The 11,232-nt window shown below is 66.4% G+C and carries 15 protein-coding genes and 1 pseudogene; 8 read left to right on the top strand and 8 right to left on the bottom strand.

Translation table 11 applies throughout. The features are described from left to right. From QZV72_RS01940 to QZV72_RS01925, 4 genes and pseudogenes are all read left to right on the top strand, one after another. Positions 1–365: pseudogene (locus QZV72_RS01940) on the top strand (AMP-binding protein); the annotation flags it as partial. Continuing rightward, positions 362–1,111, top strand: coding sequence for a CoA transferase subunit A (locus QZV72_RS01935; protein ID WP_297004555.1), 750 nt, complete (start codon positions 362–364; stop codon positions 1,109–1,111). The pseudogene QZV72_RS01940 and the gene QZV72_RS01935, both read left to right, overlap by 4 nt. Continuing rightward, a complete protein-coding gene (locus QZV72_RS01930; protein WP_297004552.1) occupies positions 1,108–1,743 on the top strand; it encodes a CoA transferase subunit B in 636 nt (211 codons plus the stop codon). The genes QZV72_RS01935 and QZV72_RS01930 overlap by 4 nt, the downstream gene beginning before the upstream one ends. A gap of 134 nt (positions 1,744–1,877) precedes the next feature. Continuing rightward, positions 1,878–3,080, top strand: a complete 1,203-nt coding sequence (locus QZV72_RS01925; RefSeq protein WP_297004550.1) for an acetyl-CoA C-acetyltransferase — start codon at positions 1,878–1,880, stop codon at positions 3,078–3,080. A gap of 45 nt (positions 3,081–3,125) precedes the next feature. Here the strand turns inward: QZV72_RS01925 and QZV72_RS01920 are convergent, their stop codons facing one another. After that, positions 3,126–3,944, bottom strand: coding sequence for a TIGR03084 family metal-binding protein (locus QZV72_RS01920; protein ID WP_297004547.1), 819 nt, complete (start codon positions 3,942–3,944; stop codon positions 3,126–3,128). A 179-nt stretch (positions 3,945–4,123) separates the two neighbouring features. Between QZV72_RS01920 and QZV72_RS01915 the strand changes: the two genes are divergently transcribed. Continuing rightward, entirely contained in the window at positions 4,124–5,605 is a 1,482-nt protein-coding gene (locus QZV72_RS01915) for an aldehyde dehydrogenase family protein (RefSeq protein WP_297004544.1), read from the top strand. A 22-nt stretch (positions 5,606–5,627) separates the two neighbouring features. On the opposite strand, the gene QZV72_RS01910 is transcribed toward QZV72_RS01915, so the two are convergent. From QZV72_RS01910 to rpmB, 7 genes are all read right to left on the bottom strand, one after another. Beyond that, positions 5,628–6,608 (bottom strand): AEC family transporter, encoded by a 981-nt coding sequence (locus tag QZV72_RS01910; RefSeq protein ID WP_297004541.1) that lies wholly within the window; start codon positions 6,606–6,608, stop codon positions 5,628–5,630. A 74-nt stretch (positions 6,609–6,682) separates the two neighbouring features. After that, on the bottom strand, positions 6,683–7,285 hold the full coding sequence (locus QZV72_RS01905; RefSeq protein WP_297004539.1) for an RDD family protein: 603 nt from the start codon (positions 7,283–7,285) through the stop codon (positions 6,683–6,685). Positions 7,286–7,298: 13 nt separating this feature from the next. Continuing rightward, entirely contained in the window at positions 7,299–7,988 is a 690-nt protein-coding gene (locus QZV72_RS01900; RefSeq protein WP_297004536.1) for an RDD family protein, read from the bottom strand. A gap of 172 nt (positions 7,989–8,160) precedes the next feature. After that, positions 8,161–8,409 (bottom strand): 30S ribosomal protein S18, encoded by a 249-nt coding sequence (rpsR, locus tag QZV72_RS01895; protein WP_291473189.1) that lies wholly within the window; start codon positions 8,407–8,409, stop codon positions 8,161–8,163. A gap of 15 nt (positions 8,410–8,424) precedes the next feature. Continuing rightward, the gene (gene rpsN / locus QZV72_RS01890; protein ID WP_297004530.1) at positions 8,425–8,730 is read right to left on the bottom strand and encodes a 30S ribosomal protein S14; all 306 of its coding nucleotides are present in this window, start codon (positions 8,728–8,730) and stop codon (positions 8,425–8,427) included. 3 nt (positions 8,731–8,733) lie between these two features. Then, positions 8,734–8,898, bottom strand: a complete 165-nt coding sequence (gene rpmG, locus QZV72_RS01885; RefSeq protein ID WP_005279910.1) for a 50S ribosomal protein L33 — start codon at positions 8,896–8,898, stop codon at positions 8,734–8,736. Next, complete coding sequence (gene rpmB / locus QZV72_RS01880; RefSeq protein WP_297004528.1) at positions 8,898–9,134, bottom strand: 50S ribosomal protein L28; 237 nt, start codon at positions 9,132–9,134, stop codon at positions 8,898–8,900. Before rpmB ends, rpmG begins: the two co-directional genes overlap by 1 nt. A 425-nt stretch (positions 9,135–9,559) precedes the next feature. Here rpmB and QZV72_RS01875 point away from each other — a divergent pair, with 425 nt between their 5' ends. From QZV72_RS01875 to QZV72_RS01865, 3 genes are all read left to right on the top strand, one after another. Then, positions 9,560–9,829 (top strand): type B 50S ribosomal protein L31, encoded by a 270-nt coding sequence (locus QZV72_RS01875; RefSeq protein ID WP_014010582.1) that lies wholly within the window; start codon positions 9,560–9,562, stop codon positions 9,827–9,829. Positions 9,830–9,845: 16 nt separating this feature from the next. Further along, positions 9,846–10,013, top strand: coding sequence for a 50S ribosomal protein L32 (rpmF, locus tag QZV72_RS01870; RefSeq protein WP_014010581.1), 168 nt, complete (start codon positions 9,846–9,848; stop codon positions 10,011–10,013). Between the two features lie 155 nt (positions 10,014–10,168). After that, positions 10,169–10,864 carry a response regulator transcription factor gene (locus QZV72_RS01865; RefSeq protein WP_297004521.1) on the top strand — a complete coding sequence of 232 codons (696 nt, stop codon included), beginning with the start codon at positions 10,169–10,171 and terminating at the stop codon, positions 10,862–10,864. Positions 10,865–11,232 lie beyond the last annotated feature (368 nt).

Below are 11,232 nucleotides of genomic sequence, written 5' to 3'. Positions count from 1 at the left end.
TCATCCGCGGCGGGGAGAACATCTACCCCCGCGAGGTCGAGGAGTTCCTCTACGAGCACCCGGACATCGCCGATGTCCAGGTCATCGGGGTCCCCGATGAAAGGTACGGCGAGCAACTCATGGCGTGGATCATCCCCGACGCGGACGCCGTCGAGGCCGGGCGGACCATCACCGCCGAGGACATCCACGCCTACTGCGACGGGAAGCTGGCCCGGTTCAAGATCCCGAAATACGTCCACGTCACCGACAGTTTCCCGATGACCATCTCCGGCAAGGTCCGCAAGGTCGAGATGAGGGAGAAAGCCATCGGGATTCTCGGGCTCTACACCGACGGAAACACCGGAGACAACGGAGGGAAGGCATGACGAAACTCATCAGTGCCGCTGAGGCGGTAGATCTCATCCCGGACGGGGCCACCCTGGCGGTCGGCGGGTTCGGCCTCTGCGGCATCCCCCAGGTGCTGCTGGATGAACTGTCCCGTCGCGATGTCGGTGGGTTCGAGGTCGCGTCGAACAACGCGGGGCTCGACGGCGTGGGTCTCGGACTGCTGCTGGAATCGCGGCAGATCCGGCGCATGATCTCGAGTTATGTCGGCGAGAACAGGGAGTTCGCCCGCCAGTACCTCGCCGGTGAACTGGAGGTCGAGTTGACGCCGCAGGGCACCCTCGCCGAGCGGATGCGCGCCGGCGGATCGGGCATCGAGGCCTTCTACACACGCACCGGGGTGGACACGATGGTCGCCGACGGTGGCATGCCGTGGAAGTACGGTGCTGACGGGCAGATCGAGGTCGAGTCGCCGGCCAAGGACACCCGGGAGATCAACGGGACCCGTTGTGTGCTGGAGACCGCCATCCGGGCGGACGTCTCCATCATCCGGGCCGCAGTCGCCGACACCGCCGGAAACCTGCGGTTCAACCTCACCGCCCGTAACTTCAACCCGCTGGCGGGGATGTGCGGTGAGCTCTGTCTCGTCGAGGCGGAGAAAGTCGTGCCGGTCGGCGAGCTCGGCCCGGACGACATCCACCTGCCCGGCATCTACGTCCACCACGTGGTGGAACTCACCGAGGAACAGGCGGCCGACAAACGAGTGGAGAAGGAGACCGTGCGATGAGCTGGAACAGGCAGGAGATGGCGGCACGCGCCGCCCGGGACCTCGAGGACGGTCAGTACGTCAACCTGGGGATCGGTCTGCCGACCCTGGTCCCCAACCACGTCCCGGAGGGGGTTAACGTGACCCTCCAGTCCGAGAACGGGCTACTCGGCATCGGGCCGTCGCCCACCCGTGGGGAGCTGGATCCTGACCTCATCAACGCGGGGAAGGAGACCATCACCGCTCTACCGGGGTCGAGCATCTTCGATTCGGCGATGAGCTTCGGCATGATCCGCGGCGGCAAAATCGACGTCGCCGTCCTCGGCGGGATGGAGGTCAACGACCGTGGGGACATCGCCAACTGGATCGTCCCCGGGAAGATGGTCAAAGGCATGGGCGGGGCGATGGACCTCGTCGTCGGTGCCAGACGGGTTGTGGTGCTCATGGAACACCGTACCCGCGACGGCGCTCCGAAGATCGTGGCGGACATCTCGCTGCCGCTCACCGGGACCGGGGTGGTCGACCGGATCATCACCGACCTGTGCGTGCTCGACCGGACGTCCGAGGGGCTCGAGCTCGTCGAGCTCGCGCCGGGAGTGAGCGTCGAGGAGGTGCAGGCCGCGACGGGGGTGGCGGTGACCGTCCGAATCTGACCACCGGCTCAGGGTGAGGCGACCTGTCCGAACAGGCCACGCGACGCCCGAATATGTCTCATAATAGAAGAGTTTGCACAGCACAATCCGGGTCGGCACCGAGGTGCCCCCTGACGAAAGGTACGACGAACACCATGACCACACAGAACCGCACTCCTTCCCCGTCGGATATCGTCATCGTCGGTGCCGCGCGTACCGCCCAGGGCAGGATGCTCGGGGCCCTGGCCTCGCAGACCGCCGTGGACCTCGGTGCCACGGTCATCCGTGCCGCCCTCGAACGCGCCGGGGTGGCGGCAGACGCGGTGGACCATGTGGTGATGGGGCAGGTCGTGCAGGCCGGGGCGGGGCAGAACCCGGCCAAGCAGTCTGCGGTGGCCGCCGGTGTGCCGGTGGCTGTCCCCGCCGTGACGGTGAACAAGGTCTGCCTGTCTGGCCTGGACGCGGTGGTCTCCGCGTCGCGTCTGCTGCGGGTGGGTGACGCCGAGGTGGTTGTCGCCGGTGGTCAGGAGTCGATGAGCAGTGCTCCGCATCTGGCCGCGGGTGTCCGTGCCGGGGTGAAGTTCGGTTCCCTGGCGTTGCAGGACTCTCTGGAACGTGACGGTCTCACCGATGCGGTGCACGGTACCGCGATGGGGGTGGAGACCGAGGAAGGGAACACCGAACGCGGTATCACGCGTGCGGAGCAGGACCATGTCGCCGCGCGGTCGCATCAGCTGGCCGAGGCGGCGATCGCCGAGGGGACCTTCGTCGATGAGATTGCGCCGGTGGAGGTGACGACCCGCAAGGGAACTGTCATCGTCGACACTGACGAGGGTGTGCGCCCCGGGACGACCGAGGAGTCGCTGGCGGGTCTGCGTCCGGCGTTCGCGGCCGACGGGACGATCACGGCGGCGTCCTCCTCGCAGATCTCCGATGGTGCGGCGGCGGTGGTGTTGACCACCCGAGCGTATGCCGAGGCCCATGGTCTTCAGGTGCTGGCGGCGCTGGGCGCCTACGGTCAGACGGCGGGTCCGGACACGTCCCTGCACTCCCAGCCGGCGCAGGCGGTGTCTGCTGCGTTGGTTAAGGCGGGGTGGAACGCCTCGGACCTGGATTTCCTGGAGATCAACGAGGCCTTCGCCGCCGTCGTCGTCCAGTCCCTGCGTGACCTCGGCTACCCGCTGGAGCAGACCAACATTCACGGTGGCGGGATTTCGCTCGGGCATCCGATCGGTGCCTCGGGTGCGCGTCTGGTGGTGGCTGCGGCGTACGAGCTGTCGCGGCGGGGTAACGGAAAGGCCGCCGTCTCCCTGTGCGGTGGTGGTGGCCAGGGCGACGCGCTGATCCTCTGGCGTTGACCGCTCCACAGCTGCGCGGGGCTGTCCGTGGGTACGGTGTGGGGGTCACCGGTTGCGCATGACGCTTTTCGGTGGGCCGGCGAAGACCTGGGCGATGGAGACCCACCGTCGGATCTCGTCGCCCTCCACCTCGAGTGCGAGTGCCTCCGGTTCGCGGCGCTGGGTGACCAGGAGACAGAAGTCGAGTGCCGGAGCACGGAGGGTGCCGGCGGCCGACCCGTCACCGGGCCCCCAGGTCCACAGCTGTCCTTCGGGGCCGGTGAGCTCAATACGGAAAGCGGTCTCCGGTGGCTCCTCGCCGTTGATGGCGTAGGCGAAACCCGCGGTCGCGACACCGAGGTGGGCTATGTCCCGGAGTCCGTGCGACACCGGTCGGGTGACGTCGAGGGCATCGGCCACATCCTGGCCGTGGGCCCAGGTCTCCATCAGCCGGGCGGTGGCCATGGACCGGGCGCCCATGGGGGGACCGAACCAGGGGAAACGGTGTCCCGGGGAGTCTCGGAGGGCGGCGTGGAGCTGGTCGGCGAGGGCGGAGCGGGTCCTGCGCCACCGGGTCAGGAGGTCCGTGGGGGCGGCGGCTGCCCCCTCTGCGGCGGTGCGGTCGGGCAGTCCGGCGGGGTCGGCTGCCGCGGCGTCCAGGTAGGCGGTGAAGGGCCCGCCGTCGGGGGTCGAGGAGAGTGCGGCGCAGGCTGCTTCGTCGGTCCAGGCGAGGTGCGCGATCTGGTGGGCGACTGTCCACCCGGTCGCCGGTGTCGGGGTCGACCAGCGTTCCGGCGGGAGGTGGTGGACCAGGTTGTCGAGGATGTCGCCTTCCCTGATCAGTGCGGCGAGGGTGGGCGTGGTGGTGCTGTCGGGTGCGGGCACGGGGTCTCCTTCAAGTGTGTGTCATGTCACACCATGGCACAGTGTCTGCGACAAAACAAGCACTTGTGACTTCTTTTTGGATGAGATAGGTTCGGAACCGTCACAGTGAAATGAGTCACACCGAACAGAGTTGACGGACACGGCGGCTGCCGTACCCGGATGGAGAAAAGGAAGAACCGATGAACACCGACAACAACGTCACAGAGATTCCGAAGGCGGAACTCCAGCGGCTCCTGGACGCCCAGCGCCGGGCGCAGGCCGCGGATCCGGTACCGGACGCCGACACCCGACGGAACCGGGTCGACCGGTTGGTCGCTGCCGTGCTCGAGCACGCGACGGAACTCGCTGAGGCCATGGACGCCGATTTCGGTGGTCGTCCGGCGACGACCTCACTGGAACTCGACATCCTCTCCGGGCTGGCGTCCATCGCCGTCACCCGTGAGCAGATCGAGGAGCAGATGCGGCCGACGGAGCTGCCGGCCGGTCTCGACGGAGCCCTCCCCGCGTTCATCCAGCACCGGCCCAAGGGAGTGGTCGGGGTGATCGGTCCGTGGAACTTCCCGGTGCTGCTCGTCGTGGTCCCCGCCGCGGAGGCGTTCGCCGCCGGAAACCGTGTGATGGTGAAGTTCAGCGACTTCACGCCGCGCACCGGGGAGGTGTTCGCCCGCGCGGTGGCGTCCCGGTTCTCGCCGGAGGAGATGGTCGTCGTCACCGGAGGCAGCCGAACCGCCGCCGACTTCGGTGATCTGCGCTTCGACCATCTGTTCTTCACCGGATCGCCCAAGGTGGGGCGTCTCGTCGCCGCAGCGGCGGGCGCCAATCTCGTCCCCGTGACGCTGGAGCTGGGAGGCAAGAACCCTGCTGTCGTCGCCCCGGACGCCGATGTCGCGGACGCCGCACGCCGCATCGCGGCGGGCCGGATGATCAACAATGGTCAGGTGTGTCTGTGCCCGGACTACGCCTTCGTGCCCGCCGATCGCCGGGATGAGTTCATCGACGCGTACACGGCGGCGGTGGCCGACCATTTCCCCACCTTCGTCGACAATCCCGATGTCGTCTCCATCGTCAACGACCGGAACATGGAGCGGGTCACCGGGCTCATTGACGACGCGGTCGCCCGCGGCGCGACGGCCTGCGTCATAGTCCCTGACAGTGAGCGGGACCGGCTCGCCGATGCGGCCGGACGCCGCCGCCTCGCACCGACGCTGCTGACCGGGGTGCCCGGGGATGCGCTGATCAACGGCGAGGAGATTTTCGGCCCGGTGCTCGTGCTGCACACCTACGACGATGTCGATGAGGCGATCGCCCGGGTGAACGCGAACGAGCATCCGCTGCAGAGCTACTGGTACGGCGGAGACACGGCGGACTTCCGGCGGTTCCTCACCGTCACCACCTCCGGTGGTGTGTCCCGCAATGACACCGCCCTGGCCTACCTCAACGATGCTGCACCGTTCGGCGGGATCGGCATGAGTGGTTCCGGGGCATACCACGGGCAGGCCGGGTTCGACACTTTCTCACATCGGCGGACGGTGGTCCAGAGTGATCTGCCGGACATCGTCGCCGCGTCCCTCGTGGCCCCGTTGCCACCCGCCCGGGTCACGGCGGTGGCGGAGGCTGTCGCAGGTGCCGCCGCGCATGCCACTGCGGCGGTTGACGGCTGAGCGTACGGTCCGTGGCCCTCCTTCACCCCAGCAGCACCGCGATCACCGCGATCGACGGAATCGACAGCAGGGTGCTCACCACACCGGCGTCCCGGGCGAGCACCGTGTTCGTCCCGAAACGTTGTGAGTAAGTGAAGACGTTCTGCGCGGTAGGGAGGGCGGCGACCACCACGAATGCGAGCAGTGCTGTCCCGGAGGCATTGAAGAGCAGTCGGGCCAGGGCGTAGGCGATGAGCGGGTGGACCACGGTCTTCACCAGCGCCGCAGCCCACACGCTGCGTTTCGGACTGTCCGGGCCGAGGACGCGCACCTGAGCCATCGACATCCCGAAGGCGATCAGGGCGACCGGGACGGCCGCCCCGGCGACGGTGGCGACAGGTTCGGCGATGAGTTCGGGCAGTGTCCATCCGGTGGTGGAACGCAGTGCCGCCAGGATCACTCCGGCGACGGCGGCGATGATCAACGGGTTGCGGATGATGCCGAGCAGCAGTTCTCGGACGAGTGGGCCGGGGCCCCGCCCCGCGGCGGTGCCGCCGCCGTCCACCTCCCCGGAGCGGCGGCGGGTGGAGACGTCGAGCAGCAGGACCACCGCCGGACCGTAGACCGCGGTCTGGAAGATGATGACGGGAAGAGACGCGGTGGGGTCACCGAGTACATGCGTGACCAGGGGCACGCCCAGGTTCGAGCCGTTGCAGTACGAGCAGGCCAGCAGCGTGACGAGACTGTCAGGGACGTCGCGTCGGGCGAGGTACCGGAATCCGAGGTATCCGAACAGTCCGGCGAGGAGGGAGCTCGTGACCACGACCGCGAGGTGTGCTCCGAAAACGTCGCCGAGGTCCGCCCGGGAGAGGAAGTTGACCAGCAGTGCGGGGGTCGCGATCCAGAACACGAACATGTTCAGGGTGTAGACGGACCGCGGTCCGAGCAGGTCCCGGCGTCCGACGAGGAATCCGAGGGCGATGATGATGACCACCACGAGGAAGCCGCTGAGCACACCGAGCATTGCACCATTAGACCACGGGCGGTGGGCACCGTCTCAGGCCGGGCTCAGAAGGTGGGGATCCGGAACGCGGAAACTCAGAACACGGGGCGGGTGCTGACCACGTAGGTCTTCGCCCAACGGTCGGTGAAGGACTGCTTGTACGGGTGGTTGGAGATGGTGACCGCCATGGCGACCGGGATACCGAGGTTCGCGATCCAGCCCAGGAACGGAATGAAGCTCAGTACGGAGCTGATGAGGTACCAGCTGTTCCGGAGGAAGGACGCCCCGAATGTCGGGAGTGCACCGTCGACGTCGACGACCCGGATCTTCAGCGCCATTTTCCCGAGCGTCTGACCCCGGGTCACCTCCATGCCGACCCGGTAGGCGAACCAGACGACCACGCTGATGACTCCGACGAGGTAGAAACCGCCCATGTCGGGGTAGGGGGCGTCACCGTAGCCGTCCCACCGCTCCACCTCATTGATCCACGAGCTGATGTCGTCCCAGAGTACGGTGACGGCGATGACAGACATGATGACGCCGACAACGAGATGGTCGATGATGAGCGCCCCCAGGCGGACTCCGGCCCCGGGGTAGGGGGAGATCACCGGGTAGCCGGGAAACGGGTAGGTGCCCCGGGAATGGTCTCCCGGTGGGTAGGGGTTCCACTCATCGGGGGAGTGGTAAGGGTTACTCACGGGACCGGTCTCCTCAATTGGTGTTGACCACGTAGGCCTTGGCCCACTGGTCGAAGGTGTGCTGGCCGAAGGGGCTCCGGGTGATCATGACACCGAGGACGGCCATGAGGATCAGCACGACGATCGAGCCGATGAAGCCGACGAACATGGACAGCAGGAAGACGGCGATGTACCAGGAGTTGCGCTTGAAGGAGGCCCCTGCGGTCAGCAGCTTTCCGTCGGCGTCGACCACCTTGATCTTCAGTGCCATTTTGCCGAGGGTCTGTCCGCGACGGACCTCCATGGACAGTCGGTAGACGAACCAGATGATCAGGGTGAGAAGCAGCGCGATGACGAAGTTCCCCAGATCCAGCACCGGGGCGTCGCCGGGTTCGCCGGCGTCATGCCAGGTCTGGAACTTGTCGGCGTAGTCGGTGAAGTCGCTGCCGGCGATGACCGTGACGAGGACGAAGCCGATGATGCTGATGATGATGTTGTCGATGACCAGTGCGCCGAGTCGTCTGCCGGCTCCGGGGTACGGCTGATCGGTTCCTGCTCCGGTGAGCGGTGCCCCCGTGTAGGCGTCCGTACCATCACCGGTAGTCCCGGAGTTCGTGTAGGCGTCGTAGGAGGGCAGGGGACCTGCACCGCTGTGCTGGTCGGCGTCCCGCTGACCGTGGTCGTCACTGAACGGATTCTCGGGGGTGCCGGAGGGCGTGGACATGGAGGTCGCTTTCGTTGGAAAACAGGAGAAGAGTACGCTACCACGGTACCTGACGTACGACTGAACCCCGCTCCGGGGACAACCGGGGCGGGGTTCAGGTGTCTGTGTAAACGCTCTGTAGGGAGAGCTGCAGTCCGTGTCAGCCGGACTGTGCTGCTGAAGTCAGCGGATGTCAGCGGCTGTGGAACGGCAGGAGAGCCATCTCACGGGCGTTCTTGACCGCGGTGGCGACCTGACGCTGCTGCTGCGGGGTGAGGCCGGTGACGCGGCGGCCACGGATCTTACCGCGGTCGGAGATGAACTTACGCAGCAGAGCGTAGTCCTTGTAGTCGACGGTCTCGATACCCTCTGCCTTGAGCGGGTTCTTCTTCGGGCGGCGGGACTGCTCGATCCGCGCCTTCTTGTGATTGGTGCGCTTCATTGTGTGAGCTCCCCTTTACCAGCTGGACTTACGGACGCCCGGCAGCTCACCGCGGTGAGCCATTTCACGGACGCGGACGCGGGACAGGCCGAACTTGCGGAGGTACCCGCGGGGACGGCCGTCGGCGGCGTCACGGTTACGGACGCGGACCGGGGAAGCGTCACGCGGCTGGCGGTTCAGCTCGAACTGCGCGTCCGTGCGCTCCTGGTCGGAGGAGTTCGGGTTCTTGATGATCGCCTTGAGCTCGTTACGACGCTCAGCGAAGCGAGCGACGGTCTCCTTGCGCTGCTCGTTCTTCGCGATCTTGGACTTCTTCGCCATGTGTTAACGCTCCTCGCGGAACTCGACGTGCTTGCGAGCAATCGGATCGAACTTCTTGAGGGTGATCCGGTCGGGGTTGTTCCGCTTGTTCTTGCGGGTCACGTAGGTGTAACCGGTGCCCGCGGTGGACTTCAGCTTGATGATGGGGCGGATATCGTTACGTGCCATTAGATCTTCTCCCCACGAGCGCGGATCTTGGCGACGACAGACTCGATGCCGTCCCTGTCGATGGTCTTGAGGCCCTTGGTGGAGACGTTCAGGGTGATCGTCCGTCCCTCAGAGGGCAGGTAGAACGAATGACGCTGGATGTTCGGGTTCCAGCGACGGTTCGTGCGGCGGTGCGAGTGCGAGACGGACTTGCCGAACCCCGGCTTCCGACCCGTGACCTGGCAAAATGCCGACATGGGTATTTTCTCCTTCCGCCCGCTCGTCCGGTCCGGGCGCCGCGCCGACAGTGAAACGTGCCCGCAACTAGACGGGAAGCAGGCGTGCCGGGGCGCTGTGTGGACATGGTCGATCGGGCGATGACGTTTACTTAGACAACAGCGAGGCGAAACTCTACCCCATCAGAGCCGCCGGACCTAATCACCACCGTCGCGGTTCCCTGTGCCTCCCCTCGTGCATCCCTTCGTTCACGGCCCGTGCCGGCGGGAACGGGCCGGATTTTCCGTAACCGGGGGTCTCGGGTTATGGTGGATCGCTGTGTCACTGCCGCGTTCGGTCGCGGTGTGCCCACACTCCAAACCCGACCCAGGCACGACCTACGGTGCGCGCGGACGACCGTCGCATCTGCGGGACCGACCTGGTGCCCAACCCTGAGGGATTGAGAATGAAGAGCGATATCCACCCCGACTACCACCCGGTGGTCTTCAAGGACGCCAGCACTGGCCACCAGTTCCTGACGCGTTCCACCGTCTCCTCCGACCGCACGGTCGAGTGGGAGGACGGAAACGAGTACCCGCTGATCGTCGTTGACGTCACCAGTGAGTCCCACCCGTTCTGGACCGGTGCCCAGCGTGTCATGGACACCGCCGGCCGCGTCGAGAAGTTCCAGCGCCGGTTCGGTTCCCGCGTCCGTCCGTCCAAGAAGAACGCGTAGAGGAGGGTAGAGAACAATGGCAGTTCCGAAGCGCCGCATGTCCCGTGCGAACACCCACTCGCGTCGTTCGCAGTGGAAGTCCGACAACACCGCCCTGCAGACCGTCAAGGTCCAGGGTCGTGAGGTCCAGATCCCGCGCCGCCTGGTCAAGGCAGCTCAGCTGGGCCTGGTCGAGCTCGACTAGCAGTACGCCGGTCATGCCGTCTCCCGTGTCTGCGGGGGGCGGTTTTTCCGTGTCCGGGGCCTCCCGGGTGCTGGAGTGGACTTCTTCCTGTCTGTTCCCTGAGAAGGCGTCGGCGGGGGAGGCCGCCGAGTAGCACATGGTGCACAATGGTCCGTATGAAGATTCTTGTAGTCGATGATGACCGGTCCGTGCGTGACACGCTCCGTCAATCGCTCACGTTCAACGGATATGATGTCGTGCAGGCGGCAGACGGGGACGAGGCGCAGACGCTGATCCGCAGGGAGAACCCGGACCTCGTCATCATGGACGGCGTTCTCCCGAAGGTCGACGGCCTGGAGATCCTTCGGTCGTTGCGTGGCAGCGGTAGTGAGGTTCTCGTGCTGATGCTGTCCCAGAAGACCGAGGTCGCCGACCGCGTCGCCGGGCTGGACGCGGGGGCTGACGACTACCTGGCCAAGCCCTTCGCCCTTGAGGAGCTCCTGGCGCGTGTCCGTTCGCTCTACCGCCGGTCCCGGCGGACCGCGGCGGCGGCTGCGAAGGACTCGAAGCCACTGTCCTTCCTCGATCTGACCCTCAATCCCGAGACCCGTGAGGTTTCCCGGGGTGAACGCCGGATCAGTCTCACCCGCACCGAGTTCGCTCTGCTGGAGCTGCTGCTGCGCAACGCACGCAAGGTGCTCTCCCGCAACACCATCCTCGAGGAGGTCTGGGGCTACGATTTCCCGACCTCGGGCAACGCTCTGGAGGTGTACATCGGTTATCTCCGTCGCAAGACGGAGGCCGAGGGCGAGGACCGGCTCATCCACACCGTGCGCGGCGTGGGCTACGCACTGCGGGAGAACACCCCCTGACCGGCTGAGCCGTTGTCGGACCTTTCCCCGGCGCAGGGGGATGGGTGTGGGGAGCGGGTGGGGAAGGTCGCCGGTGGTGGGGGACCGGGTTGCGGGGTGAGGGAGAAGCAGTTGGCGGGTCTGGTGAGGAACACCTGACCGGCTCACGGACAACTCCAAGGTTGTCTGTAGAGCTGTCGCAGTATGCCGGGCCAGTATGGTCGGTACAAGATCGTCACAGGCAGTAATCATGATGAACGGAGAGTCCGATGGCGGACAACGGCAGCGCAGGCAACGGTGGCGGCACCGGAGACAACGGCGGATCGGGCGAGGGGCGCTACCGGTCCGGATGGGGTTTCGGCGCACCGGGTTCCCAGGGGGGTGGACAG

The organism is uncultured Corynebacterium sp. (genome assembly GCF_902782855.1).
In the GTDB taxonomy this organism is placed as follows: Bacteria; Actinomycetota; Actinomycetes; order Mycobacteriales; family Mycobacteriaceae; genus Corynebacterium.
Note: the sequence above shows the minus strand (reverse complement) of the source record. Positions and strands in the feature narration are given on the sequence as shown.

Excerpts from the sequence above, each read along its gene's own strand:
- QZV72_RS01935 (WP_297004555.1), top strand. The coding sequence starts at position 362 with ATGACGAAACTCATCAGTGCCGCTGAGGCGGTAGATCTCATCCCGGAC.
- QZV72_RS01930 (WP_297004552.1), top strand. The coding sequence starts at position 1,108 with ATGAGCTGGAACAGGCAGGAGATGGCGGCACGCGCCGCCCGGGACCTC.
- QZV72_RS01925 (WP_297004550.1), top strand. The coding sequence starts at position 1,878 with ATGACCACACAGAACCGCACTCCTTCCCCGTCGGATATCGTCATCGTC.
- QZV72_RS01915 (WP_297004544.1), top strand. The coding sequence starts at position 4,124 with ATGAACACCGACAACAACGTCACAGAGATTCCGAAGGCGGAACTCCAG.
- QZV72_RS01910 (WP_297004541.1), bottom strand. The coding sequence starts at position 6,608 with ATGCTCGGTGTGCTCAGCGGCTTCCTCGTGGTGGTCATCATCATCGCC.
- QZV72_RS01900 (WP_297004536.1), bottom strand. The coding sequence starts at position 7,988 with ATGTCCACGCCCTCCGGCACCCCCGAGAATCCGTTCAGTGACGACCAC.
- rpsR (WP_291473189.1), bottom strand. The coding sequence starts at position 8,409 with ATGAAGCGCACCAATCACAAGAAGGCGCGGATCGAGCAGTCCCGCCGC.
- rpsN (WP_297004530.1), bottom strand. The coding sequence starts at position 8,730 with ATGGCGAAGAAGTCCAAGATCGCGAAGAACGAGCAGCGCAAGGAGACC.
- rpmG (WP_005279910.1), bottom strand. The coding sequence starts at position 8,898 with ATGGCACGTAACGATATCCGCCCCATCATCAAGCTGAAGTCCACCGCG.
- rpmB (WP_297004528.1), bottom strand. The coding sequence starts at position 9,134 with ATGTCGGCATTTTGCCAGGTCACGGGTCGGAAGCCGGGGTTCGGCAAG.
- QZV72_RS01875 (WP_014010582.1), top strand. The coding sequence starts at position 9,560 with ATGAAGAGCGATATCCACCCCGACTACCACCCGGTGGTCTTCAAGGAC.
- rpmF (WP_014010581.1), top strand. The coding sequence starts at position 9,846 with ATGGCAGTTCCGAAGCGCCGCATGTCCCGTGCGAACACCCACTCGCGT.
- QZV72_RS01865 (WP_297004521.1), top strand. The coding sequence starts at position 10,169 with ATGAAGATTCTTGTAGTCGATGATGACCGGTCCGTGCGTGACACGCTC.